The organism is Pseudomonas sp. B2021 (assembly GCF_018135665.1).
Classification (GTDB): Bacteria; Pseudomonadota; Gammaproteobacteria; order Pseudomonadales; family Pseudomonadaceae; genus Aquipseudomonas; species Aquipseudomonas lactis.
The window spans coordinates 5416977-5439824 of record NZ_SMOF01000001.1; the positions used below are offsets into that span (position 1 = coordinate 5416977).

Annotated in this window: 26 protein-coding genes and 1 pseudogene; 17 read left to right on the forward strand and 10 right to left on the reverse strand. The window is 58.8% G+C overall.

The genetic code is table 11. The annotated features are described in order from the left end of the window. Positions 1-160 precede the first annotated feature (160 nt). From E1K68_RS24390 to E1K68_RS24430, 9 genes are all read left to right on the forward strand, one after another. Entirely contained in the window at positions 161-1681 is a 1521-nt protein-coding gene (locus E1K68_RS24390; RefSeq protein WP_003194513.1) for an aldehyde dehydrogenase family protein, read from the forward strand. Between the two features lie 216 nt (positions 1682-1897). Further along, positions 1898-3331, forward strand: coding sequence for an ethanolamine permease (gene eat / locus E1K68_RS24395; RefSeq protein ID WP_003194515.1), 1434 nt, complete (start codon positions 1898-1900; stop codon positions 3329-3331). A gap of 63 nt (positions 3332-3394) precedes the next feature. Further along, on the forward strand, positions 3395-4789 hold the full coding sequence (locus E1K68_RS24400; protein ID WP_003194516.1) for an ethanolamine ammonia-lyase subunit EutB: 1395 nt from the start codon (positions 3395-3397) through the stop codon (positions 4787-4789). Further along, the gene (gene eutC / locus E1K68_RS24405; protein WP_094774256.1) at positions 4786-5622 is read left to right on the forward strand and encodes an ethanolamine ammonia-lyase subunit EutC; all 837 of its coding nucleotides are present in this window, start codon (positions 4786-4788) and stop codon (positions 5620-5622) included. The genes E1K68_RS24400 and eutC overlap by 4 nt, the downstream gene beginning before the upstream one ends. Before the next feature lie 88 nt (positions 5623-5710). After that, the gene (locus tag E1K68_RS24410; RefSeq protein ID WP_003194520.1) at positions 5711-6169 is read left to right on the forward strand and encodes a GNAT family N-acetyltransferase; all 459 of its coding nucleotides are present in this window, start codon (positions 5711-5713) and stop codon (positions 6167-6169) included. A 321-nt stretch (positions 6170-6490) separates the two neighbouring features. Then, on the forward strand, positions 6491-7147 hold the full coding sequence (locus tag E1K68_RS24415; RefSeq protein WP_192002557.1) for a DedA family protein: 657 nt from the start codon (positions 6491-6493) through the stop codon (positions 7145-7147). A 6-nt stretch (positions 7148-7153) separates the two neighbouring features. Next, on the forward strand, positions 7154-7969 hold the full coding sequence (locus E1K68_RS24420; protein ID WP_003194523.1) for a M90 family metallopeptidase: 816 nt from the start codon (positions 7154-7156) through the stop codon (positions 7967-7969). A gap of 109 nt (positions 7970-8078) precedes the next feature. Next, entirely contained in the window at positions 8079-8606 is a 528-nt protein-coding gene (gene ppa, locus E1K68_RS24425; protein ID WP_003176323.1) for an inorganic diphosphatase, read from the forward strand. 211 nt (positions 8607-8817) lie between these two features. Continuing rightward, positions 8818-9588: a S24 family peptidase gene (locus tag E1K68_RS24430; protein ID WP_003194525.1), complete on the forward strand. Its 771-nt coding sequence runs from the start codon at positions 8818-8820 to the stop codon at positions 9586-9588. Between the two features lie 297 nt (positions 9589-9885). Here E1K68_RS24430 and E1K68_RS24435 read toward each other — a convergent pair whose 3' ends face one another. Next, positions 9886-10122 carry a hypothetical protein gene (locus E1K68_RS24435; RefSeq protein WP_192002558.1) on the reverse strand — a complete coding sequence of 79 codons (237 nt, stop codon included), beginning with the start codon at positions 10120-10122 and terminating at the stop codon, positions 9886-9888. A 499-nt stretch (positions 10123-10621) separates the two neighbouring features. Between E1K68_RS24435 and E1K68_RS24440 the strand changes: the two genes are divergently transcribed. From E1K68_RS24440 to ycaC, 4 genes are all read left to right on the forward strand, one after another. Then, positions 10622-11194, forward strand: coding sequence for a DarT ssDNA thymidine ADP-ribosyltransferase family protein (locus E1K68_RS24440; RefSeq protein ID WP_192002559.1), 573 nt, complete (start codon positions 10622-10624; stop codon positions 11192-11194). After that, positions 11191-11835 (forward strand): DUF4433 domain-containing protein, encoded by a 645-nt coding sequence (locus E1K68_RS24445; RefSeq protein ID WP_192002560.1) that lies wholly within the window; start codon positions 11191-11193, stop codon positions 11833-11835. Before E1K68_RS24440 ends, E1K68_RS24445 begins: the two co-directional genes overlap by 4 nt. Then, entirely contained in the window at positions 11832-12926 is a 1095-nt protein-coding gene (locus E1K68_RS24450; protein WP_192002561.1) for a macro domain-containing protein, read from the forward strand. Before E1K68_RS24445 ends, E1K68_RS24450 begins: the two co-directional genes overlap by 4 nt. Positions 12927-13213: 287 nt before the next feature. Next, positions 13214-13846, forward strand: a complete 633-nt coding sequence (gene ycaC, locus E1K68_RS24455) for an isochorismate family cysteine hydrolase YcaC (RefSeq protein WP_003194533.1) — start codon at positions 13214-13216, stop codon at positions 13844-13846. A gap of 95 nt (positions 13847-13941) precedes the next feature. On the opposite strand, the gene E1K68_RS24460 is transcribed toward ycaC, so the two are convergent. The 9 genes and pseudogenes from E1K68_RS24460 to E1K68_RS27980 form a co-directional block, all read right to left on the reverse strand. Then, complete coding sequence (locus E1K68_RS24460; RefSeq protein ID WP_003194535.1) at positions 13942-15099, reverse strand: glutathionylspermidine synthase family protein; 1158 nt, start codon at positions 15097-15099, stop codon at positions 13942-13944. Positions 15100-15110: 11 nt separating this feature from the next. Next, positions 15111-15821, reverse strand: a complete 711-nt coding sequence (locus tag E1K68_RS24465) for a DUF1190 domain-containing protein (RefSeq protein WP_003194537.1) — start codon at positions 15819-15821, stop codon at positions 15111-15113. 18 nt (positions 15822-15839) lie between these two features. Further along, positions 15840-16268 carry a DUF350 domain-containing protein gene (locus tag E1K68_RS24470; RefSeq protein ID WP_003194539.1) on the reverse strand — a complete coding sequence of 143 codons (429 nt, stop codon included), beginning with the start codon at positions 16266-16268 and terminating at the stop codon, positions 15840-15842. A gap of 15 nt (positions 16269-16283) precedes the next feature. Beyond that, the gene (locus tag E1K68_RS24475) at positions 16284-16958 is read right to left on the reverse strand and encodes a DUF2491 family protein (protein WP_212614766.1); all 675 of its coding nucleotides are present in this window, start codon (positions 16956-16958) and stop codon (positions 16284-16286) included. After that, a complete protein-coding gene (locus E1K68_RS24480; RefSeq protein WP_003194545.1) occupies positions 16945-17979 on the reverse strand; it encodes an ion channel in 1035 nt (344 codons plus the stop codon). The genes E1K68_RS24475 and E1K68_RS24480 overlap by 14 nt, the downstream gene beginning before the upstream one ends. Before the next feature lie 72 nt (positions 17980-18051). Further along, a complete protein-coding gene (locus E1K68_RS24485; RefSeq protein ID WP_034133855.1) occupies positions 18052-18612 on the reverse strand; it encodes a rhomboid family intramembrane serine protease in 561 nt (186 codons plus the stop codon). A gap of 58 nt (positions 18613-18670) precedes the next feature. After that, on the reverse strand, positions 18671-19369 hold the full coding sequence (locus E1K68_RS24490; RefSeq protein ID WP_003194548.1) for a PspA/IM30 family protein: 699 nt from the start codon (positions 19367-19369) through the stop codon (positions 18671-18673). 17 nt (positions 19370-19386) lie between these two features. Then, positions 19387-19968: a YjfI family protein gene (locus E1K68_RS24495; RefSeq protein ID WP_032895109.1), complete on the reverse strand. Its 582-nt coding sequence runs from the start codon at positions 19966-19968 to the stop codon at positions 19387-19389. A gap of 278 nt (positions 19969-20246) precedes the next feature. Then, a pseudogene (locus E1K68_RS27980) lies at positions 20247-20382 on the reverse strand (DUF1016 N-terminal domain-containing protein); the annotation flags it as partial. A 160-nt stretch (positions 20383-20542) separates the two neighbouring features. Between E1K68_RS27980 and E1K68_RS24500 the strand changes: the two are divergent. The 4 genes from E1K68_RS24500 to ispA all read left to right on the forward strand — a co-directional run bounded on the left by E1K68_RS24500 (position 20543) and on the right by ispA (position 22786). After that, positions 20543-21187, forward strand: a complete 645-nt coding sequence (locus tag E1K68_RS24500) for an NAD(P)H-dependent oxidoreductase (RefSeq protein ID WP_003194552.1) — start codon at positions 20543-20545, stop codon at positions 21185-21187. After that, positions 21126-21503: a MerR family transcriptional regulator gene (locus tag E1K68_RS24505; RefSeq protein WP_034133857.1), complete on the forward strand. Its 378-nt coding sequence runs from the start codon at positions 21126-21128 to the stop codon at positions 21501-21503. Before E1K68_RS24500 ends, E1K68_RS24505 begins: the two co-directional genes overlap by 62 nt. Positions 21504-21659: 156 nt before the next feature. Continuing rightward, positions 21660-21902: an exodeoxyribonuclease VII small subunit gene (locus E1K68_RS24510; protein ID WP_003194556.1), complete on the forward strand. Its 243-nt coding sequence runs from the start codon at positions 21660-21662 to the stop codon at positions 21900-21902. After that, on the forward strand, positions 21899-22786 hold the full coding sequence (gene ispA, locus E1K68_RS24515) for a (2E,6E)-farnesyl diphosphate synthase (protein WP_034133858.1): 888 nt from the start codon (positions 21899-21901) through the stop codon (positions 22784-22786). Before E1K68_RS24510 ends, ispA begins: the two co-directional genes overlap by 4 nt. The last annotated feature ends 62 nt before the right edge of the window (positions 22787-22848 follow it).

The following is a 22848-nucleotide window of genomic DNA, read 5'->3' on the forward strand; positions in this document are numbered from 1 at the left end:
CACCCTGGCTGTACCACCGCTGTCACGGGAACGCCTTGCAACAAAGCCCAACCCCCTGATTTTGCTGGCCCGCACAGCAGTGGCCCAACCTTTGCTCTACGCTTTATAACGCGCTTGCCGCGCTGTACTCCAATAAACATAAAAGCAGGAGATGCCCACCATGCGTTATGCACACCCCGGTACTGAAGGCGCCATCGTTTCGTTCAAGGCCAAATACGGCAACTACATCGGCGGCGAGTTCGTGGCGCCGGTCGATGGCAACTACTTCTCCAATACCTCGCCGGTCAACGGCAAGCCGATTGCCGACTTCCCGCGCTCCACCGCCAAAGACATCGACAAGGCGCTGGACGCCGCTCACGCAGCCGCCGATGCCTGGGGCAAAACCTCAGCCCAGGACCGCTCGCTGGTGCTGCTGAAAATCGCCGACCGCATCGAGCAAAACCTCGAACTGCTGGCCATCACCGAAACCTGGGACAACGGCAAGGCCGTGCGTGAAACCCTCAACGCCGACATCCCCCTGGCCGCCGACCACTTCCGTTACTTCGCCGGCTGCATCCGCGCCCAGGAAGGCAGCAGCGCAGAAATCAACGAACTCACCGCCGCCTACCACTTCCACGAACCGCTGGGCGTGGTCGGCCAGATCATCCCGTGGAACTTCCCGCTGCTGATGGCCGCGTGGAAACTCGCGCCAGCCCTGGCCGCCGGTAACTGCGTAGTGCTCAAGCCCGCCGAGCAAACGCCGCTGGGCATCAGCGTGCTGATGGAGCTGATCGGCGATCTGCTGCCACCGGGCGTGCTGAACGTGGTGCACGGTTTTGGCAAGGAAGCCGGCGAAGCCCTCGCCACCAGCAAGCGCATCGCCAAGATCGCCTTTACCGGCTCAACGCCTGTGGGCTCGCACATCATGCATGCGGCGGCCGAGAACATCATTCCGTCCACGGTAGAGTTGGGCGGCAAGTCGCCGAACATCTTCTTCGCCGACATCATGAAAGCGGAACCTGCATTCATCGAAAAAGCCGCCGAAGGCCTGGTGCTGGCGTTCTTCAACCAGGGCGAAGTGTGCACCTGCCCTTCCCGTGCACTGGTGGAAGAGTCGATCTACGAAGACTTCATGAAAGTGGTGATGAAAAAGGTCGAGTCGATCAAGCGAGGCGACCCGCTGGACACCGACACCATGGTCGGCGCCCAGGCGTCCGAACAGCAGTTCGACAAGATCCTGTCCTACCTGGAAATCGCTAAGGGTGAAGGCGCGCAACTGCTCACCGGCGGCAAGGTCGAGAAGCTCACGGGCGATCTGGCCACCGGTTATTACATCCAGCCGACCCTGCTCAAGGGCACCAACGATATGCGTGTGTTCCAGGAAGAAATCTTCGGCCCGGTGGTGAGTATCACCACCTTCAAGGACGAAGCCGAAGCCCTGGCGATTGCCAACGACACCGAGTTCGGCCTGGGCGCAGGCCTGTGGACCCGCGACATCAACCGCGCCTACCGCATGGGCCGGGCCATCAAGGCTGGCCGCGTGTGGACCAACTGCTACCACCTGTACCCGGCGCATGCTGCGTTTGGCGGTTACAAGAAGTCTGGCGTGGGCCGTGAGACCCACAAGATGATGTTGGATCACTACCAGCAGACCAAGAACTTGCTGGTGAGCTACGACATTAATCCGCTGGGCTTTTTCTAACTCAGCCTTATAGCAAGCAACCAGTTCCCAACTTGAAACGCAATCAAGTGTGGGAGCTGGCTTGCCTGCGAAGGCGGTGTCTCAGCCAAATAAGGGCTAGCTGACAGGCCGCTATCGCAGGCAAGCCTGCTCCCACATTTGATATCACACGCAATTGCTACCTCGTTCGGCACACAGACGCCGAGTCAAAAACAATAAGAATGGAAGGTACTTCCCATGCCTAGCGAACCCACTGGTTCTTCTGTCGACTTCGAAAAAGTCGGTACCGATTATTTTCAACAACGCGAACTTAAAAAAGGCGCCGCCGGCTGGGTATTACTGGTTGGCCTGGGCGTCGCCTATGTTATTTCCGGAGACTACGCCGGCTGGAACTTCGGCCTGGCCCAGGGCGGTTGGGGCGGTATGTTCCTCGCTACTTTGCTGATGGCCACCATGTACCTGTGCATGTGCTTTTCCCTGGCCGAATTGTCTTCCATGATCCCTACTGCTGGCGGTGGCTACGGTTTTGCCCGCAGCGCTTTCGGCCCCTGGGGCGGGTTCCTGACCGGCACTGCCATCCTTATCGAATACGCCATCGCGCCCGCCGCCATCGCGGTGTTTATCGGCGCCTATTGCGAGTCGCTATTCGGCATTGGCGGCTGGATGATCTACCTGGCGTTCTACATCATCTTTATCGGCATCCACATTTTTGGTGTGGGTGAAGCCTTGAAGCTGATGTTTGTGATCACCGCCGTCGCCGCGATCGCCCTAGGCGTGTTCCTGGTGTCGATGGTGCCGCACTTCAACGTCGCCAATCTGCTCGACATACCCGTGACCGAGGCCAAGGGCGCCAGCAGCTTCCTGCCGTTCGGCTACGTCGGCGTGTGGGCCGCGATCCCTTATGCCATCTGGTTTTTCCTGGCGGTGGAAGGTGTGCCGCTGGCCGCTGAAGAAACCAAGAACCCCAAGCGCGACCTGCCGCGTGGGCTGATTGGCGCGATTGTGGTGCTGACCAGTTTTGCCCTGTTGATTCTGGTGATCGCGCCGGGCGGTGCGGGCACTTATGCGCTGATCAAATCCGGCAACCCACTGGTTGAAGCCTTGGCGTTGTCCTACGGCGGTTCCACGTGGATGGGCAGCTTCGTCAACCTGGTCGGCCTGGCCGGTTTGATCGCGAGCTTTTTCTCGATCATCTACGCCTATTCGCGGCAGATCTTTGCCTTGTCCCGTGCCGGTTACCTGCCGCGCAAATTGTCCGAGACCAACAAGAGCAAGGCGCCGGTATTGGCGCTGGTGATCCCCGGGATTATCGGCTTTGGCCTGTCGCTGACCGGCCAGGGTGACTTGCTGATCCTGGTGGCGGTGTTTGGCGCCACGATTTCCTACGTATTGATGATGGCCGCCCACATCACCCTGCGCATCCGTCGCCCTAAAATGGAGCGGCCATACCGCACGCCCGGTGGCATCTTCACCTCGGGCGTGGCGCTGGTGCTGGCCTGCGTGGCCGTGGTGGCGGGCTTTCTGGTGGACCCACGCGTGGTGATTGGCGCGGCGATCATCTATGGAGTATTAATTGCTTACTTTGCTTTCTACAGCCGGCATCACTTGGTAGCAGGCACGCCGGAAGAGGAATTCGCGGCGATCCAGGCCGCAGAGGCCGCCCTGCACTAACTGCCGAAAACCTCGACGCGGCGCCTTGCCCGCAGCAGGCCCGCGTCATCAAGGAGACACTGTATGGCAAGCTTTTCCCACGCGGTAGGTGCTCAAACCTACCGCTTCGACAGCCTCAAGGACGTGATGGCCAAGGCCAGCCCCGCACGCTCCGGGGACTTCCTCGCCGGTGTCGCCGCGCAGAATGACGGTGAGCGTGTGGCGGCGCAGATGGCGCTGGCAAATATCCCGCTCAAGCACTTCCTGCAGGAAGCATTGATTCCTTATGAAAGCGATGAAGTCACCCGGCTGATCATCGACACCCACGATAAACAGGCGTTTGCAGCGGTCAGCCACCTCACCGTCGGCGGCCTGCGCGACTGGCTGCTCAGCGACGCGGCCGATGAACAGGCCCTACGCGCATTGGCGCCGGGGCTGACACCAGAAATGGCCGCGGCGGTGTCCAAGATCATGCGCGTGCAAGACCTGGTGCTGGTGGCGCAAAAGATCCGCGTGGTCACCCAGTTTCGCGGCACCCTGGGCCTGCGCGGGCGCTTGTCTACGCGCTTGCAGCCCAACCACCCCACCGACGAACCCGCTGGCATCGCCGCGAGCATTCTCGACGGCCTGCTGTACGGCAACGGCGACGCCATGATCGGCATCAACCCGGCCACCGACAGCATCGCCTCAATCTGCGCCATGCTGGAGATGCTCGACGCGATTATCCAGCGCTATGAGATTCCCACCCAGGCCTGCGTGCTGACCCACGTCACCACCTCCATCGAAGCGATCAACCGCGGCGTCCCCCTGGACCTGGTGTTTCAGTCGATTGCCGGTACCGAAGCGGCCAATGCCAGTTTCGGGATCAACCTCAACGTGCTGCAGGAAGGTTATGACGCGGGCTTGAGCCTCAAGCGCGGCACCCTGGGCCAGAACCTGATGTACTTCGAAACCGGCCAGGGCAGCGCCTTGTCGGCCAATGCGCACTTTGGCGTCGACCAGCAAACCTGTGAAACCCGTGCCTACGCCGTGGCGCGGCACTTCAAGCCGTTTCTGGTGAACACCGTAGTCGGCTTTATCGGCCCGGAGTACCTGTACAACGGCAAGCAGATTATCCGCGCCGGCCTTGAAGACCACTTCTGCGGCAAGCTGCTCGGCGTGCCCATGGGGTGCGACATCTGCTACACCAACCACGCCGAAGCCGACCAAGACGACATGGACACCCTGCTGACCCTGCTCGGCGTGGCCGGCATCAACTTCATCATGGGCATCCCCGGCTCCGACGACATCATGCTCAACTACCAGACCACCTCGTTCCACGACGCCCTGTACGCTCGGCAAACACTGGGTTTAAAACCGGCGCCGGAGTTCGAGCAGTGGCTGGCGAAAATGGGCATCTTCACGCAGGCTGATGGCAAGGTGCATTTTGGCAACAGCCTGCCACCGGCCTTCCGCCACGCCTTGGCGCAATTGGGATGAAGGAGCCGACTGTGCAACCAGAATTGCCTGACAACCCGTGGCTGGAACTGCGCCGCCTCACCCCGGCGCGTATTGCCCTGGGCCGCACCGGCACCAGCCTTCCCACCAGCGCCCAACTGGACTTCCAGTTTGCCCACGCCCAGGCGCGGGACGCGGTGCACCTGCCGTTCGATCACGCCGGGCTCAGCCACCAACTGGCCGAACGTGGCCGAGACAGCCTGTTATTGCACAGCGCCGCCACGGACCGGCACATGTACTTGCAACGCCCGGACCTGGGGCGACGCCTGAGTGATGAGTCAGCGCGAACCCTTCGCGACTACGCTTCGGCCCAGCCTGGTGGTGTGGACTTGGCCATCGTGGTAGCCGATGGCCTGTCGGCACTGGCGGTGCATAAACACACAGCGCCGTTTCTGGCGCGCCTGGAAGAACAGACCCACGCCGAAGGCTGGTCCTTGTCACCGGTGATCCTGGTGGAGCAAGGCCGCGTGGCGGTGGCCGATGAAATCGGGCAGCTACTGGGCGCCAAGATGGTGGTGATCCTGATCGGCGAACGGCCGGGGCTCAGCTCGCCGGACAGCCTGGGTCTGTATTTCACCTACAACCCCAAGGTCGGCCTCACCGATGCCTATCGCAACTGCATCTCCAACGTGCGGCTGGAAGGCTTGAGTTATGGCATGGCGGCCCATCGCCTGCTGTACTTGATGCGAGAGGCGTGTCGCCGGCAGTTGTCGGGGGTCAATCTCAAGGATGAGGCACAGGTTCAGACCCTCGAATCGGACGACCCGGACCTGATGAAGGGCAATTTCCTGCTCAGCCCGGCAGATGACCGATAGCGGTACGATTGCGCTTTTTGGCGTCATTAGGCAGCATCGAGTCACGGCCGCTCGTGTGGTCATACCCATTTGGAAGTTGAGGCCTGGCATGCGGATTACTCAAGCGACCCTGGAACACCTGGACCTGTTGACCCCGTTGTTCGTCAAATACCGCGAGTTCTACGGGGCCTTGCCGTTCCCGGACTCGTCACGGGCCTTTTTGGAAAAGCGCCTGCGGCGCAAGGAATCGGTGATTTACCTGGCCCTGGCCGACGATGATGACAAGCGGCTGCTGGGGTTTTGCCAGTTGTACCCGAGCTTTTCTTCGTTGTCGCTCAAGCGGGTGTGGATCCTCAACGACATCTATGTGGCCGAGGACGCACGCCGGCAACTGGTGGCGGACAACCTGATGCGCACGGCCAAAAAAATGGCCAAGGACACCCACGCGGTGCGGTTGCGGGTATCGACCAGCAGCGATAACGAGGTGGCGCAGAAGACCTACGAGTCGATTGGATTTCGCGAAGACACCGAATTCAAAAACTACGTGTTGCCGATCAACGAAGACTGAAAACCAGTCAGCCAAACACCGCAATACTCTTGTGGGAGCTGGCTTGCCTGCGATGACGGAGTGTCAGCGAGCATTTCTCATACTGACCCACCGCTATCGCAGGCAAGCCAGCTCCCACATTGGGTCCGGCGACTGGCTTGAAGCCCAACCCCTTCACAATTTCGCGACACTCCCCGCTACAAAAGCCACACGCTTTTCACCTCTCAATCCGTATAATGCCGACCTTTCAGGGTTGTAAGAACCGCGACAATTACTTGTAGCCTTATTGCCTGAGCCTCCGCACAAGCCCGCTGAGCCGGGCTATTCACACAGGTGCCATCCATGGATTTCAACCCGCTCGACCTTATCCTGCATCTCGACGTCTACCTCGACATGCTGGTAACCAATTACGGTCCGTGGATCTACGCCATTCTGTTCCTGGTGATTTTTTGCGAAACCGGCCTGGTGGTCATGCCCTTCCTGCCGGGCGACTCCTTGCTGTTTATCGCCGGTGCCGTCGCGGCCGGTGGCGGTATGGACCCAGTCCTGCTGGCCGGCCTGCTGATGCTGGCGGCCATCCTCGGCGACAGCACCAACTATGTGATCGGACGAACGGCGGGCGAGCGCTTGTTCAGCAACCCGAACTCGAAAATCTTCCGCCGCGACTACCTGCAAAAAACCCACGATTTCTACGACAAGCACGGCGGCAAGACCGTGACCCTGGCGCGCTTCCTGCCGATCCTGCGCACCTTCGCGCCGTTCGTCGCGGGCGTGGCCAAGATGCCGTACCCGCGCTTCTTTGGCTTCAGCGTACTGGGCACCATCCTGTGGGTCGGCGGCCTGGTGACCTTGGGTTACTTCTTCGGCAACGTGCCTTTTATCAAGAAGAACCTGTCGCTGCTGGTGGTGTTCATCATCCTGGTGTCCCTGGTGCCGATGATTATTGGCGTAGTGCGCAGCCGCTTTGGCCGCACGTCCTCCGAAGCCAACCCGCACTGATTGCCCGTGTGGTCCTTCAGCGCCTGGCGTCGCCGGCGCCTGCTGGCCAAGCACCCGATTGCCGATGACACCTGGCAACGGGTGCGCCACCACCTGACCTTCCTCGACGGCATCACGCCGGAGCAAGACCAGTGGTTGCGCGAAGCCTGCGTGGTGTTCCTCAGTGAAAAACACCTCACCGCCCTGCCCGGCGTCGAACTGCACCAGGAACAACGCCTGCTGCTCGCCGCCCAGGCGCAACTGCCGCTGATGAACCTGGGCGACCTCGACTGGTACCAGGGCTTCCATGAAATCGTGCTGTACCCCGACGACTTCCTCAGCCCACAACGCCATCGCGATGCCAGCGGCGTCGAACACGAGTGGGACGGCGAACACAGCGGCGAAGCCTGGCAACAGGGCCCGGTGATCCTCGCCTGGCCCGGCGTGCTCGCCAGCGGCCAATGGGAAGGCTACAACCTGGTCATCCACGAACTGGCGCACAAGCTGGACATGCTCAACGGCGACGCCAACGGCCTGCCGCCCCTGCACCACGACATGCGCGTGCAGGACTGGGCCAGCGTCATGCAAGGCGCCTTCGATGACCTCAACCGCCAGCTGGACGCCAACCCGGACGCCGAGACCGAGATAGACCCTTACGCCGCGGAAAACCCGGCGGAGTTCTTTGCCGTCACCAGCGAGTATTTCTTCAGCGCCCCGGATTTACTGGTCAACAGCTATCCAGAGGTGTACGCCCAACTCAGCCGCTTTTATCGCCAGGATCCGCTGGCCCGCCTGGCCCAACTGCAAGCCTGCGACCCGCGCTACTCGCCACAGAGCGAATGACCGTACGACGCTTGGCGCATGGCATCGGCGTCAGAATATGCCTATAATCGCCGCCACTTTTAGGCCAATCCGGCCATGTCATATGGCCAACTAACGGGGGCAACGCCCAATGAGCTACAGCAAGATTCCGGCTGGCAAAGACCTGCCGAACGACATCTACGTCGCCATCGAAATTCCGGCCAACCACGCGCCGATCAAATACGAAATCGACAAAGACAGCGACTGCCTGTTCGTTGACCGTTTCATGGCCACCCCGATGTTCTACCCGGCCAACTACGGTTTTATCCCCAACACCCTGGCTGACGACGGTGACCCCCTCGACGTGCTGGTGGTGACCCCTTACCCGGTCACCCCAGGCTCGGTCATCCGCGCGCGCCCAGTTGGCATCCTGAACATGACCGACGACGGCGGCGGCGATGCCAAAGTCATCGCAGTGCCACACGACAAGCTGTCCCAGCTGTACGTGGACGTGAAGGAATACACCGACCTGCCGCCACTGCTGCTGGAACAGATCAAGCACTTCTTCGAGAACTACAAAGACCTCGAAAAAGGCAAATGGGTGAAGATCGACGGTTGGGGCAACGCAGACGCTGCCCGCGCCGAGATCATGAAGTCGGTTGCCGCCTACAAAGGCTGATACCCGCGCCTCATTGCCACGGCAAATAAAAAGCCCCGTTAATTCGGGGCTTTTTTATGGGCCGGATTAAACATCAAGTTCAATGTTTATTTGCAGCGTTTAACTAACTTGCACACCTGAAAGATCCCGCCACAACTAAGCCAAATCCTACAACTGCAAATCAACGCATGGTTTATTTGATTAGACTTTCCGGCCAGTAAACTCTGCGTTTATGAATACATCAGGTGATCGTTTAAAAGCGCTACTACGGGAAGTTCATCTTTCCGCCTCCGACTTCGCCAAGAACCGCGGCGTCACGCCTCAGCACGTGAACAACTGGTTCAAACGCGGCGTCCCCATGGGCCGACTCAACGAGATCGCAGAGTTGCTGTGCGTCTCAAGTCGCTGGTTAAGCGACGGCAAAGGCCCCAAACACCCGCCCGCCAACTACCTGTTGGAAGGCCCCACCGCAAGGATTGCAACCGCCCGCGAAGACACCGGCAAATACCTCACAGGCCCCGCCTGCCGCCCGGAAAAAACCGACGTGGAGATCCCCCTCCACCCCACCTTCACCTCAACCGAACGCATCCGCGTCTCCCTGCACAGCCTGGAAACCCTCAACGTCAACCCCGACCGCGCCATAGGCGCCTACATGGTCGACAACAGCATGATCGACATTATCCAACAAGGCGCCACCCTCGCCATCGACCGAGGCCGCACCCAAATCATCGATGGCGAAATCTACGCCGTCGAACATGACGGCATGCTGCGCATCAAATACCTCTACAACCGCCCTGGCGGTGGCCTGCGCATGCGCAGCCACAACGCCAGCGAACACCCGGACGAATACCTCAACCACGAGGAACGCTTCGAGCAAAGCTTCAAAATCGTCGGCTGGGTATTCTGGTGGTCCACCCTCAACAACCGTCGCCCACCGGTGCCCCTGGATGAACACCTGCTGGGCTGGGAAGGCTCTAAATCGGAACCGGAGGTGGGCAACTGAAGTGAATGTGGGTATCATGCGCCGCACATTTGGCAGGGGTCGCTTTTAGCTGATTCCCTGCCGGCGAAGCGGAGGAGTTCCCGCGGATGCCCCTACTATTCAGCCCGACGCAATGTGGGCTGAGCGATTTGAAGGCTGGTGAGGTTTGTCAAAAACAAGCTGAGGCAGTCCCCGAGAAGCCGGCCACAAGCCGGCTTTTTAATGTCTGTAAGAATGCAGTTCAATTGCCCAACAGCTGCTGGACAATTGAATCGTCAACAAAAGCGGGCAGGTATCCTACCCACCCTTCAATACGCGTCATTTAGGCTGCAAACACTCCACAGCCCTATCCGCCACCATCTTCGCCATCTCCACCAAATGCATCACCGCCCTCTGTGGCGCAGCCACTGACTCGCCGATCACCTGCGACGTAGCCAGCGCACAATGCAGCAGCTCAGCCACCTGCACCCAGGCATCCTCGAAGCTCAGTTCTTCATTGACCGTAAATGGGTTGGTCGAGTGTGACGACAGCGTATCTGAACGAACGTTATCCATAGCAAAACTCCTAGCAGTAAGTGACTACCACCGTCCTTTCGCGACTAAACGAGCAGAGGTGGCGGCTGTACGCAGGTTAGTCGACCGGCCGCTAGGCACCGGCGCACCCAGGGGTGCCCTGCGCACAGCCACCATAAAGTGCAGGCGAGAAGACACCTGTCTTTGGGATGGCGCGTGCGCCTAGCGAGGTCCGGGCGACTAAACCCGATCACTGAATTAGCAGTGACGGTCAGCAGCCTAGTCACCCCATTCCGCTGGCGCAAGCGGTTGGGATTCTCTAGGAAACGTCCTGCAAATGAAAGGGATCGGACCTGCTGGCACAACGAATTCGAGAACGTTGAAGAGCTACTGATTAATATAATTTTCAGCAGTCCTCCGTAAAAGCACCGTCATTGCGAACCAAACTGATATCACAATAGAATCATCGATCTCATCCTGCCAACGGATGAGCGAGCAGGATGGAACAACTTCAGCTCATACGTAGGTCAAGGAGACCGATATGCCGGATATCAAGGAACAAAAACTTCTCTATCACCTCACTTCACTAGAAAACCTGAGCGGTATTTTTCAGCACGGGCTACAACCGCGAGCTCAGCTCAGGGCGTTCGAAGACGTGGCTGATGTCGACATTCTGAAAAAACGACAAGGTCTCGCACTAGAGCAGTACGTACCTTTCCACTGGTTCGCCGCAAATCCATTCGATGGAAGCGTTCAACGCAGAAGGCCTGACACCCAATTTGTTGTGATTACGGTGCATCGAAACGTGGCAATTAGAAAGCAATGGAAGGTCATTCCCCGCCATCCATTGGCTAACGATGCCATTCAGTTGCTCGATTATGCCGATGGCTTCGAGGCCATCAATTGGGAGGTTATGAATGCCAGGGACTACCATGACCCTCAGTGCAAGAGCATCTGTATGGCTGAGTGCCTTTCGCCCGATGTAGTTTCCCCTAACGATTTCTTCAAGGTTTTTGTTTCTAATGCCGAAGTAGAAGCCCTCTGTGAGTCTAAAATGCGCGAGGCCGGTGTTAATGTACAAATCGGAGTGAATCGGGGAATGTTTCTTAGATGATTTATAACAACCTGAATCCTGAAAAAGCTCTGATCTGGCGCATCATTCATCGCGACAATCTGCCTTGGATTCTGGACAACGGCCTGCACTGCGCCAGCTCAGAGGTGCAGGCTGTGCAATATGTGAACATAGGTAATGTTGATTTAATCGACAAACGCCGCACGCGCTGTGTGCCCATTGCTCCTGCAGGCTTTCTGTCAGACTACGTTCCCTTCTATTTCACACCCTTCTCTGTGATGATGAAAAATATTCACTCAGGTTGGAGCGTTCAGCAACGCAACAATGATGAGATCGTGATTCTGGTCTCCAGCCTCCACCGCGTCGCCGAGCTTGACCTACCGTTCGTCTTCACAAATGCACATGCGTACCCGGATTGGACAGACTATTACAGCGACCTGACGAATCTCCACGAGATAGATTGGTCTATCCTTCAACGGCGTGACTTCAAACGTGACCCCGACGACCCTCGCAAAATGGAGCGTTATCAGGCTGAAGCGCTGATTCACCACCACTTACCGATTACAGGACTCCTTGGCATCATGTGTTACACCGATGCGATGAAAGAACGCATAGAGCAGGACGTCGCCGCTAGAGGCCTTACGTTGCCTGTGCATGCGCGTCCGGGATGGTATTTCCAATGATCAGGTTTACCCAGGGCAACCTTCTGGAAGCCAACACCGAAGTCCTCGTCAACACGGTGAATACCGTGGGCGTGATGGGCAAGGGCATCGCGCTGATGTTCAAAGAGCGTTTTGCAGAAAACTATCGCTTGTACGCTGCAGCCTGTAAGGCTGGCGAAGTAGAGACCGGAAAAGTTCACGTAACGGCGGTCAACGAACTGGACGGTCCTAGCTGGATCGTTAACTTTCCGACCAAACGTCACTGGCGATCGCCCTCACAGATGGCATGGATAACCGAAGGTCTGCACGACCTCCGTCGTTTTCTGATTGAAAACCATGTGAAATCAGTCGCGGTTCCTCCATTAGGGGCCGGTAACGGTGGTCTGAAATGGCCGGACGTTCGCGAACAGATCGTGGATGTCTTGAGCGATCTGGATGTCGATGTGTTGGTTTTTGAGCCATCCAATCAGTATCTGAATGTTGCCAAACGCAGCGGTGTAGAAAAACTTACACCCGCTCGCGCGCTCATTGCGGAACTGGTTCGACGCTACTGGGTGTTAGGTATGGAATGCAGCCTGCTTGAGATTCAGAAACTAGCTTGGTTCCTGGAGCGCGCAATTGAGAAGCGGCCAGGCCTCAAAAACCCACTGGATCTTAAGTTCGTTGCTCATAAGTACGGACCGTATGCCAATCGGCTAGAGCATCTGCTTAACAACCTGGACGGTAGTTATCTACATTGTGACAAGCGCATCAGCGATGCGGAAAACAGTGACGTGATCTGGTTTGACCAAGATCGCAAAGCCTTTCTACAAACCTATCTCAAGACAGAGGCCAAGGAGTATTCCCAGGCCCTGGAGCACACCGCCGAGTTGATCGATGGCTTTGAGTCTCCCTTCGGCATGGAGTTATTAGCAACAGTCGACTGGCTGCTGACCCAGGAAGATGTAGCCCCGACTATTCCGGCTGTGCGTGAGGCCCTGAAACGATGGGATGGCGGTGTCGCGGCTGCCGCTCGCAAAAACAAGTTGTTTGACGATCAAGCACTTGATATTGCGCTTAAACGGCTCACGTCCAGCAGCTTCAGACCCCAGGTGGCTGCCTGTTGTATTTGAAGATCTTGCGTGCAGGCTTTAAATAGCCTGCACGCAAGATTTGATACTTAACTGGAACCCGACAAAGTCACTTACCCAGGCTTAAGCTCTTTCTGCCTGGTGGTTTCCCGCCTCACATCCCCCGCCTCCAGAAACTGAGCCCACCTAATGGCTCCTCATGACAATTGTCCACTTTAAGTTGACAGTAAGACTCCTCCCACCCGATTTATCCCTCATCACCCACCCATTAATCTGTGCCCATGTTGAACGCAACGCCCAACCAACCTAAACAAAAAAAGGATTCAACCATGAGCGCTCCAACCTACAACCGCTTGAACAAAGACGACGCCATTGTTCTGCTGGTCGACCACCAGACCGGCCTGATCTCCCTGGTGCAGGACTTCTCCCCCAACGAGTTCAAGAACAACGTGCTGGCCCTGGCCGACCTGGCCAAGTTCTTCAACTTGCCGACCATCCTCACCACCAGTTTCGAGCAAGGCCCTAACGGCCCGCTGGTTCCAGAACTGAAGGAAATGTTCCCGGACGCGCCGTATATCGCTCGCCCTGGTCAGATCAACGCCTGGGACAACGAGGATTTCGTCAAGGCGATCAAGGCCACGGGGCGTAAGCAGATCATCATTGCCGGTGTGGTGACGGATGTGTGTGTGGCGTTCCCGACGTTGTCGGCGCTGGCGGAAGGCTTCGAGGTGTTTGTGGTGACGGATGCGTCGGGCACGTTCAACACCACGGTGCAGCAGGCGGCATGGAGCCGGATGACGCAGGCCGGTGCGCAGTTGATGAACTGGTTCTCGGTGGCGTGTGAGTTGCACCGCGACTGGCGCAACGATATCGAAGGGTTGGGGAATCTGTTGTCCCAGCGGATTCCTAACTATCGCAATTTGATGAATGGGTACGCGGCGCTGACAGCTCATCAGAAGTAAACCAGCCGAGCATCACAAAAGCCTGCCTTTAAGCGCAGGCTTTTTCATGGGCGAATGGTTCTGTTCAGCCTGAATCAGGACCCCGTCAGACGTCCCTAATCCAGGATCAAGTGCGGCAGAAACCGGCTTGAGTCCTTTGTGATCAAGCTATTGTCCTCGCGCACGCCGATGCCGGCGGCCTGGTCGCCAATGACCCAGGAGCCGATCAGCGTGTAGCTGTCACCAAATTTTGGCAGCGGTGCAAACTCTTGAAGGATGAAGGGCGCATCCGTGTAGGGGCCGTCTTCTTTTACGATGAGGCCTTCGGCGGTTTGCAGTTCGATGTTGGCGCCCTCCCGTGAGAAGAAGGGTTTGCGCACCCAGCCCTTTGGCACAGCTTTGCCTGGATCGGTGTCCAGGTGGGACGCGAGCAGGTTGGGGTGGCCTGTGTTGAATTCCCACAGCAGCGGCAGGATGCCTTTGTTGGAAATAATGGATTTCCACGCGGGCTCGAAGAACTGTGTGTCGCTCTGGGCAATCGCGGCACCAAAGGGTTCGTGGAAGATGAACTCCCAGGCGTGCAGTTTGAACAGGTGGGGGATCCAGCGATCTTCAAGGTCGACGAAGCGGCCTTCGCTGGTCAAGCCGATGTCTTCGATGTCGATGTGGCGCGATTCGATGCCGACCTTTTCGGCGACCAGGCGCAGGTAGTCGGTGGTGCCTTTGTCTTCGACCGAGTCTTTCATCGAGGCGAAGTAGAACGGCTGGTTGACCTGCAGCTGCGCGAAGGCCTGGTGCAGTTTGGTGTCGATGCTGTTGAACTGGTCGGCGTGCTTGGGCAGCAGGCCGCGTTCGATGCATTGTTCCAGCCAGCCCCACTGAAATGCCGCGGCTTCGTAGAGGCTGGTGGGGGTGTCGTAGTTGAGTTCCAGCAACTTGGCGGGCCCGCTGCCGTTGTAGGAGAAGTCCATGCGCCCGTACAGGTGCGGGTGGCCTTCGAGCCATGAGGTGCGGATCATGTCGTAGAAGGGCGCGGGGATGCTCAGGCGTTCAAGCAGCTCTTCGCTGTGGACCACGCGGGCGACGAGGTCCATGCACATGTCATGGAGCTCGGTGGTCGGGTCTTCGAGGTCGCGCTCGATTTGCTTGAGCGTGAACTGGTAGTACGCGCTTTCGTCCCAGTAGGGTTCGTCGTCGATGGTATGGAACAGGAAGCCGAGACTCTCGGCGGTATGTTTCCAGTCATGACGCTCTGCGCATTGGATCTTCTTCATGGCCGGTTTCCTTAGCTGCTCGACCCGCCGCCCCAGCCACTGCGTGCGCTGGCTTTGCTGCCGAAGCCGCCTCGGGAGGTGGCCGATGAAACCGAGCTCGACGTAGGTGAAGAGCGCAGCGTGCTGGTGTAATTGCTGCTGCCGTACCGGGCCTGGTTCGAGCGGCCAAAGGTCGCGCCATTGGACACGCGTTGGTTGAGCGTCGAGTTGCCGTAGTTGCCGCGATCATCGCGATAGCGGTACACCGGTTCCGAGCGGTAGCTGTTGCGGTTGTTGCTCAGCATGTTGCCGATCAGCAGGCCGGTCAGCAGGCTGCTGGTGGAGAAGCCTGAGCCACCGCCGCTGGCCTGAGCGTTGGCCGCTTGCGCATTGGCAGCGTCGACCTGGGATTGGGTCACCTGGCCTTCGGCGGTCAGTTCGAAGCCGCCCAAGCGTGGGATGAATTTGCCGGTGGAGTCTTGCTGGCACCAGTCGGCGACAAAGTCGGCGTCGCAATCGGCCTGGCTGTCGTACACCGGCGCTATGCGGCGATGCTCGGCCATGGCGGTCATGTAGGCGTCCGAGCAGACGTCCACCGGAAGTTTTTCATCGGCGCATTGCTGTACCGATTGGAAGTTGTACTTCTTTTGCAGGTCGTAGGTTTTTTCCGTTGGGCCGCAGCCGGATATCGCCATGGCGACCGACGCTGCCAGCGACAGCTGGACGTACTTGCTTCGTTTCATCGGGAGCTCCGTGGGCAATCAGTTCGAGGTGGGCGTCATGCACGCGGCATTCAGCATGCCGACGCTGATGGCCACCGCGGCCACGTAGATACCGGCCGCCAGTTCGCCCTTCTTGATGCGCTCGGATGTGCCCTTGAGCACCAGGCTGGTCAGCAGGAACGCCAGGAGCTGGACGACGGCGGCGATCACGGCCCAGACGATGAAGTCGAGAACGTTGATCGAGTAAGCAATCACGTTGCTGGCCGGAATGGCGAAACCGACGATGGCACCGCCCAGGGCGACCGCTGCGGAGGTGTTGCCCGCACGGATCAGTTCGAACTCCTTGTGCGGGGTGATGCGGGTGTAGATGAACTGGAACAGCGCGAACAGTACCGCAGCCCCCAGGATGTAGAGGACAAAGCCGAGCACGGCGGCTTTGTTGAGGGAGATGGAGAGTGCTTCTAGCATGGACGGCTTCCTTTTTTAGAGCGTAGTCAGGTCGGTGGTGTACAGCGAAATGCCTAGGGATGTGCTCAGGCTGATGGTGCCTTCGGCATCTTCTTCGACGGAGAACAGCAGAAACTCTCGACGGTCGGTCAGGCCGGTTTCGCGGGCGTATAGCATCGAACGGTGCTCGACGCTGTAGGTGGCTTCTGGGCTGGTGACCTGTTCGCTCATCGCCACCAATTCGGTCTGGCCGTCCTCGCTGCCCCACTCCCGGAAGAACTCGACGCCGTCGTGGGTGTAGGTCGGCAGCCCGATCAGGCTCTGTGGGCCCGCCAGCCTGCGCAGTTCCGCTTCGCTGCTGATGGTGACGTAACTGAGGTAGTTGAACACAATCACCGACTCGACCTGGCCTGCGACCTGGCCGGTGGTGTGCACCTGCAGCCAATAATCTTCGTCGTTCATGTAATAGCGCGACAGCCAGGTGGACTGGCCGAGGTCGATGGTGCCGTTGCTCCAGATTTCCTGGGAGCCGGGGATCACCACGTTGGTTTTTTCATCGAGCAGCAATTTAAGGGTGGTGTCGAACATCACCCCCTTGCCCGGTGCCAGGCCCAGCGGGCCGGTGGCTGGCAGGCTTGGGCTGACGGCCCGGTTCGAGTCGGTAGTGGCTTTTGGGGCCTCAAGCCCCATCAACTGTTTAAGCCATCCCATGGGAGATTTCCTTAAGTCGGGTGGAAGCGATGTAGAAGAGTTCGCCGCCTTTGACCTGTGTGGCATTGGGCGGGTTGATCGACGCCTGCTGAACACCTTGGGCGCGATAGCCGATGAGGGTGGCGTTGTGGCGCTCCTTCATCTGCGTGTACAGCTCGCCGAAGGTTGCCTCAAAGGCATCGGGCAATTTCATCAGGTATTGGGTGGCGCCCTGCCCCACGCACAGCAGCTCATTGATGACCACCGACGAGCCCGGGTCCTGAGAGGCGCGCACCAGCATTTCGATCGCCATGCTGGACGTGCACTCCAGGCGCGGAGCGTAGGAGCTGGCGAGCGCGGCGATTTCACTTTCGTTGAAGTGGGCGACCACATGCCCCACGGGGCTCAGTTGGTTCACCGCCAGCACGGTGGCCAGCGTCAGGTCGTCAGACGGGGTTCGCACCAGCACACGCTCGGCACCGGGCACACCGGCACGCAGCAACAGCGCGGTGGAAGACAGGCTTTCGCCGCGGATGAACGCTGCTTTGCCCGGCATCGGGTTTTCTTCAAGGCTGCAATCGCAGATCACGATCAGGTTGTCGTTCGAGGTTTCGTCTTGCAGCAACAACTCAATCACCCGCTCGCTGGACGCGCCCTCCCAGCCGATCAGCACGGTATGGCCGACCTTGCCGGTGAAATCACCTTTGCCCTTCATGCCTTTTCTCCATGCATCGATAACACTGCTGGTGGTTTTGCCGATGGCTGCCGTGAGCAGCGCAATGCCGCCGAGCATGACCCAGGCCGCCACGAAAATTCGCCCCGCCGAGGTCTGCGGTGCGAGGTCGCCATAGCCGACGGTGAGTGTGGTGGTGAGATAGAAGTAGATAAACGTGGCGAGAGCGGTGAGGTGTTGTTCGCCCAGCAACACCAGGCCCAGGTAAGCCGTGCTGAGGTGGACACCCAAGGCAACGATCAGCCCTGCCCAACCGAAGCGGTGAAAGAGGGAAGAGGCGTACATGCGTAACAAAAGAAAAATCGACATTTAGCCCCTGGCTCCCTGGGTACTTGAATCCTGACGACAGCATCGCCTCGGCGTTTGGATGCTCAAGTGCGTTCACCCGGCATTAAACCCGCTGCGCGGCGTGGATAGAAGTACCTTGGCTGCAATAAATCCAGCGAGTGCACCAAAGAGGTGACCTTCGAAGGAAATGCCCTGCCGGGGGAGGAAGCCCACGATCAGCCCGCCATACAGCAACGCCACGACAGCGGCGGTTAGCAGGTTGCTCCAGCTTCTATGGAACCAGGCGCGAGACAGTAGATAAGCCCATAGCCCGAACACCCAGCCGCTGGCGCCGACGTGAACGCCTGCAAAACCGAACAGCCAGACCAACGCGCCACCCAGCACAATCACGATTGCGCTGACAGCAATGAAGCGGTGGAGCCCGTCGAGGATAACCAAGGTGCCCAGGACCAGAAAGGCAATCAGGTTTGCGCTCAGGTGGGCAAAGGACGCGTGCAGAAACGGTGAGGTGAGGATGCCGAACAGGCCGTGCAGTGTTCTTGGGACCAGCCCGAATGCCATCAGGCTGTAACCGGTCGCTACATTGAGCAGTTGCAGCGCGACCATGAAGAGGGCCAGGCCAGCGATTGTCTTGAAACCCTTCAAGGCGTTCATCCTCACCTCGGCATAAAAAAGAAGGGCAGAAATGCCCTCCTCCCTTCGGCAACGTTGCTTACTCAGCCGACTTTTGCTTCAAGCGCTCCAGAATCGCATTGGCACTGCCTTCGTTCGGCGTGATGCCGGCATCGCGCAGTTTGCGTTCCAGGTCTGTCCCCGTCGACGCTTCGGCCAGTTCATCCTGAGCTTGCAGTTCAGCGGCACGTTGCTGCTGTTTAGCCTGCAAGCGATTGAGCGTACCGACGGCGGTTTCCAGCTTGCCGTTGGCACCGCCGCTGGCAATGGATGCGCTGACCTGGGCCTTCTGCACGCTGTCGCGAGCCTTGGCCATGTCCACTTGCTGGCGCAGGCTTTTGATCCGGCTCTCGGCCTTGGTGATGTCCTTGCGCATGCTCTCGGCGTAGCCACCGAACTCGGCAGTTTGTTTTTGCTCGACGTCCCGCTCGTTGGTCAGGGTCGAAATGGCTTCGGCGACTTCCAGGGCCAGATCTTCACGATTGGCCTGGATTGCGGCCATCGCCTTGGATTCCAGGTCTTTGATCTTGGCGTCGTACTCGCCAACACGATCAGCCGCCAGTTTGTGCTTGGCCATGATGCTCACCAGCTCACGCTTGGCGTTGGCCAAGGCGCTGTCTGCATCGCGAATTTCCTGGTCAAGGATGCGCAGGGCCTGTTGGTCCACGATCGATTCGCCGACTTCGCTGGCACCGCCACGCAGCGCGGTGAACAATTTGCTCCAGATGGACTGAGTCATTGGATTTTCCCGAATAATTAAATGAAGAAACGTTCGAAGGCTTCGCTGGCGCGCTGCACGTTATCAACCAGGGTTTTCACCTCGGTCACGATGTTGGTCAGGCTGGAGTCGGAGCTGAGCGCACCGAACATGTTGTAAACCACCTGCCCGTTCGGCATGGACTCGATACCGATCGACGACAACGGGAACATCTCCCGGCTGCGCAGCACGGCGTCATTGAAGGCCGGTACGTCGTTGATGGACTCGGCGTCGACCAGGACGGTATCCACGATGATTTGCTCGCCCACCACCGCGATGTAAATCGGCAAGCCACCAAAGTCGTTCATCTCCAGCTTGATGCTGGACTCGGAGCCTTGGACGAGAGAAAGCGTAATGTCATTGGACGTCACGTCATCCAGGGCCTGAAGAGCACTGAAGAGGCGATCGATATTCCAGTTGGTACCTGCGCTCATGAAATTCTCCGACATGAATGAGCCAGCCAGGATCGGTTGGCGTAGCTGTTTCTCCATTTGCTTGAGCAGGCTTCTGTTTTCGGGAAGCACCCAAGTCTCGTGTTTCACATAACCGGCCGCCGCCAGCCCCGCGCGCATCTGCTTCATGTAAAAGCTCGACGGCTTTTTTGCGGACGGCTTCAAGCGCTCTCCCTTGAGGCTTGCTGAATGGGTATCGGGCCCTGCTGATGGGCTCGATGGAGAGCTGCTGTTCATGGTACTGACCTCGCTGTGAAAAACTCACGCGTGAGAAAATCTACAGGCAATCCGCAGGGTACTCAATAGCTCACGCGTGAGATTTTTCCTTACATTTTTCAGCCACCGAAAAGGCCCAGCCTACCCCGCCAACTCTCGCTCGATTTGCTCGATGCTAGGCAAACTCGTGTGCCGGGAAGTTTGTCCAAAAGCGCGACTTGATGGCACCAACACAATTGTGCAGCAACCTGTTGCACAAATTTCCGAATCCGACCACGCCTTAGCAAAAGCACGCCTGTACTTGAAATCGCGCGGCGAAAAACCCTGATGCCAGGGAAGGCAGGCTAGCCAGCCCACAGTGCCGTCACAAGCATTCGAGAGCAGTTCAGGAAGGTTCCTGCTTACCTCACAGAAAGGTCCTGCTGGCCCTTGACTCTCCCCTATACGGCACCCCCTACCCTGAGCCCCCTTTTCAGGACCTATCACCATGAGTCAGCGCATTCTGGTCATTCTCGGCCACCCGTCCGCCGATAGTTTTTGTTCCGCTCTCGCGCACACTTATATCCACGCCGCTAAAACGGCCGGTCACGAAGTCCGCGTCCTGCGCCTGGGTGATGTCAGGTTCGACCCCATCCTTAATCATGGCTATACCCAGGCCCAGACGCTGGAGCCCGACTTGCTCAGCGCCCAGTCCGACATCCTTTGGGCCGAGCACCTGGCGTGGGTTTTCCCGGTTTGGTGGGGCGGTATCCCGGCACTGATGAAGGGCTTTATCGACCGCGTTTTCCTCCCCGGCTTTGCCTTCAAGTACCGCGCAGGCAAGGCATTCCCAGACAAGCTGCTAAAGGGCCGAACAGCGCACTTGTTAGTGACCCTCGACACGCCGCCGTGGTATTACCGCTGGGTTTATCGCATGCCGGCCATCCACCAAATGCGGCGCACCACGCTGGCGCTGTGCGGCATCGCGACGAGCAAGACGCTGCTGTTGGGGCCGGTGCTGGGCTCTTCGCTGACGCAGCGGGCCAAGTGGCTGAAACAGGCCGGCGCACTATTTGAAAAAGGGAGTTTTCATGTACATCGGCAAAGCCGCGCAGTTGTCCGGCACGACCATCAAGGCGATTCGTCACTATGAGGCAATCGGGCTGATGCCAGCGCCTGCGCGTCGGGGCGGTTATCGCGTTTATACCGAGCAGAGTGTCGAGCGGCTGATGTTTATAAAGTGCGCGCAACAGCTGGGGTTCAAGCTCAAGGAATTACAGGAGATTTTGCAGGGGTACGAGGGTGATGCGCTTCCTTGGGACAAGGCTGACCAAGCCATCGCCAATAAGAAGCAAGCGTTAGCCATGCAAATTGTGGCATTGCAGAATATGCATCAGGGTTTATTGGTCTTCGAGGCCCAATTGAAAGCGGCGCAGGGGGAGTGCTGGGTCGCCACGAAGGCAGGCTGAGACTCGGTGAGCCGAATAAGGTCGCTAATCGGCTCATGGGGTGAGCCGAATAAACCCATCAATCGGCTCACATCACCGTGTGTGCGCCACTCATTTGCCCCAATCCCCCATGTCTGCTAGTGTCGCGCCGGTTTACCGTCTACCGGAATTGCCGCCATGGCCCGCAAAAAAGTTGCACTCGATTTCGAACAATCCCTCGCCGACCTGCAAGCCCTGGTCGAGCGTCTGGAGAACGGCGAGTTGTCGCTGGAAGACTCGTTGACAGCGTTTGAGCAAGGCATCGGCCTGACCCGCGACTGTCAGAGCGCGTTGGCGCAGGCGGAGCAGAAGGTCCAGGTGTTGCTGGAGCGTGACGGGGAGTTGGCCGAAGAGCCTTTCGATGCGGAACAGCCGGAATGATCAGCGCATACCAAGCCAGTAGCCAAGCCCGGGTGAATGCCGCGCTGGAGCCCCTGTTTGTTGCGCCAAGCCCGGAAATGACGCGCCTCTATGAAGCCATGCGCTACAGCGTGATGAATGGCGGCAAGCGTGTGCGCCCGTTGCTGGCCTATGCCGCCTGCGAAGCTCTCGGGGCGCCGGCAGCCGAGGCGAATGGTGCGGCCTGTGCGGTCGAGTTGATCCACGCCTATTCCCTGGTGCATGACGACTTGCCGGCAATGGACGACGATGACTTGCGTCGCGGCCAGCCCACCACCCACAAAGCCTTCGATGAGGCCTATGCAATTCTGGCCGGAGATGGCTTGCAGAGCCTGGCGTTCAGCGCATTGCTGGACCCGACGCTAAGCAGCGTCAACGCCGAGATCCGCTTGCGCATGGTCACCGCCCTGGCCCATGCAGCGGGCCCGGCTGGAATGGTCGGCGGGCAGGCCATCGACATGGGCTCGGTCAGCCTCAAGCTCGATCAAAAAGCCCTCGAACACATGCATCGCCACAAGACCGGTGCGCTGATTGAGGCCGCCGTGCAACTGGGCGCCCTGGCCAGTGGCCGTGCCGACGCCGAGCAATTAGCGGCGCTGCAGACCTATTCTCGTGCTGTCGGCCTGGCCTTCCAGGTACAGGACGATATCCTCGACGTGGAAAGCGACACCGCCACCCTCGGTAAACGCCAGGGCGCCGATATCGCACGGGACAAGCCGACTTATCCTGCGTTGCTCGGGCTGCAAGCCGCCAAGGCGTATGCCATCGAGCTGCGCGACCAGGCGCTGGAAGCCCTGCGACCTTTCGACGCGGCGGCCGAGCCACTGCGTGACCTGGCGCGGTATATCGTCGAACGTCGCCACTGACAGCCGCGGCCATTTGCGCCGCATATCGGCCAAGTTCGGCGCTCTGCGTGGGCAGTTTGCAC

Excerpts from the sequence above, each read along its gene's own strand:
- E1K68_RS24470 (WP_003194539.1), bottom strand. The coding sequence starts at position 16,268 with ATGCTAGAAGCACTCTCCATCTCCCTCAACAAAGCCGCCGTGCTCGGC.
- E1K68_RS24475 (WP_212614766.1), bottom strand. The coding sequence starts at position 16,958 with ATGGGATGGCTTAAACAGTTGATGGGGCTTGAGGCCCCAAAAGCCACT.
- E1K68_RS24465 (WP_003194537.1), bottom strand. The coding sequence starts at position 15,821 with ATGAAACGAAGCAAGTACGTCCAGCTGTCGCTGGCAGCGTCGGTCGCC.
- ispA (WP_034133858.1), top strand. The coding sequence starts at position 21,899 with ATGATCAGCGCATACCAAGCCAGTAGCCAAGCCCGGGTGAATGCCGCG.
- E1K68_RS24440 (WP_192002559.1), top strand. The coding sequence starts at position 10,622 with ATGCCGGATATCAAGGAACAAAAACTTCTCTATCACCTCACTTCACTA.
- E1K68_RS24495 (WP_032895109.1), bottom strand. The coding sequence starts at position 19,968 with ATGAAGCAGATGCGCGCGGGGCTGGCGGCGGCCGGTTATGTGAAACAC.
- E1K68_RS24390 (WP_003194513.1), top strand. The coding sequence starts at position 161 with ATGCGTTATGCACACCCCGGTACTGAAGGCGCCATCGTTTCGTTCAAG.
- E1K68_RS24445 (WP_192002560.1), top strand. The coding sequence starts at position 11,191 with ATGATTTATAACAACCTGAATCCTGAAAAAGCTCTGATCTGGCGCATC.
- eutC (WP_094774256.1), top strand. The coding sequence starts at position 4,786 with ATGAAGGAGCCGACTGTGCAACCAGAATTGCCTGACAACCCGTGGCTG.
- ppa (WP_003176323.1), top strand. The coding sequence starts at position 8,079 with ATGAGCTACAGCAAGATTCCGGCTGGCAAAGACCTGCCGAACGACATC.
- E1K68_RS24415 (WP_192002557.1), top strand. The coding sequence starts at position 6,491 with ATGGATTTCAACCCGCTCGACCTTATCCTGCATCTCGACGTCTACCTC.
- ycaC (WP_003194533.1), top strand. The coding sequence starts at position 13,214 with ATGAGCGCTCCAACCTACAACCGCTTGAACAAAGACGACGCCATTGTT.
- E1K68_RS24410 (WP_003194520.1), top strand. The coding sequence starts at position 5,711 with ATGCGGATTACTCAAGCGACCCTGGAACACCTGGACCTGTTGACCCCG.
- E1K68_RS24500 (WP_003194552.1), top strand. The coding sequence starts at position 20,543 with ATGAGTCAGCGCATTCTGGTCATTCTCGGCCACCCGTCCGCCGATAGT.
- E1K68_RS24490 (WP_003194548.1), bottom strand. The coding sequence starts at position 19,369 with ATGACTCAGTCCATCTGGAGCAAATTGTTCACCGCGCTGCGTGGCGGT.
- E1K68_RS24480 (WP_003194545.1), bottom strand. The coding sequence starts at position 17,979 with ATGTCGATTTTTCTTTTGTTACGCATGTACGCCTCTTCCCTCTTTCAC.
- E1K68_RS24485 (WP_034133855.1), bottom strand. The coding sequence starts at position 18,612 with ATGAACGCCTTGAAGGGTTTCAAGACAATCGCTGGCCTGGCCCTCTTC.
- eat (WP_003194515.1), top strand. The coding sequence starts at position 1,898 with ATGCCTAGCGAACCCACTGGTTCTTCTGTCGACTTCGAAAAAGTCGGT.
- E1K68_RS24400 (WP_003194516.1), top strand. The coding sequence starts at position 3,395 with ATGGCAAGCTTTTCCCACGCGGTAGGTGCTCAAACCTACCGCTTCGAC.
- E1K68_RS24460 (WP_003194535.1), bottom strand. The coding sequence starts at position 15,099 with ATGAAGAAGATCCAATGCGCAGAGCGTCATGACTGGAAACATACCGCC.
- E1K68_RS24510 (WP_003194556.1), top strand. The coding sequence starts at position 21,660 with ATGGCCCGCAAAAAAGTTGCACTCGATTTCGAACAATCCCTCGCCGAC.
- E1K68_RS24435 (WP_192002558.1), bottom strand. The coding sequence starts at position 10,122 with ATGGATAACGTTCGTTCAGATACGCTGTCGTCACACTCGACCAACCCA.
- E1K68_RS24450 (WP_192002561.1), top strand. The coding sequence starts at position 11,832 with ATGATCAGGTTTACCCAGGGCAACCTTCTGGAAGCCAACACCGAAGTC.
- E1K68_RS24430 (WP_003194525.1), top strand. The coding sequence starts at position 8,818 with ATGAATACATCAGGTGATCGTTTAAAAGCGCTACTACGGGAAGTTCAT.
- E1K68_RS24505 (WP_034133857.1), top strand. The coding sequence starts at position 21,126 with ATGTACATCGGCAAAGCCGCGCAGTTGTCCGGCACGACCATCAAGGCG.